The organism is Mesorhizobium sp. M2E.F.Ca.ET.219.01.1.1 (genome assembly GCF_004016445.2).
Classification (GTDB): Bacteria; Pseudomonadota; Alphaproteobacteria; order Rhizobiales; family Rhizobiaceae; genus Mesorhizobium.
On sequence record NZ_SADT02000059.1, the window covers coordinates 1 to 414 of the forward strand.

The 414-nt window shown below is 62.6% G+C and carries 1 pseudogene; it reads right to left on the reverse strand.

What is annotated here, in order from left to right:
• Positions 1–175: 175 nt before the first annotated feature.
• Positions 176–414, reverse strand: a pseudogene (locus EN862_RS34910) (dimethyl sulfone monooxygenase SfnG); the annotation flags it as partial.

Genomic DNA, 414 nt, shown 5'->3' on the forward strand with positions numbered 1-414 from the left:
TCAGCCTTTGCCGACAGGCGCACCGCGCGCGTCTCGTCAACGCGACCAGCACCAGCAAGAAGGGCGGAAATTTCGGGCGCGCGCTCGTATGCGGCGGCTCCCAGCGAAGCACCAATCATGAAACGTCCCTGCTTTTGAAGGCGTGTGGGCTGCGGCCCCGTGGGCCGCGCCCGTCCTATTCCGCGGCGACAAGCTCCCTGTCGCGAGCTGCTTCCAGTTCGCGCACCAGAGTAATGACGCGCTTGCCGAAGAACTCGACCTCTTCCTGGAAATGCAGGAAGCCGAGCAGGATCAGGTCGGCACCGGCGTCCTTCAGTTTCAGGATGCGTTCGGCGATCTGTTCCGGCGTGCCGATGAGATTGCTGCAGAAGCCGTCATTGTACTGAACGAGATCCTCAAGGGACGACTTCGCCC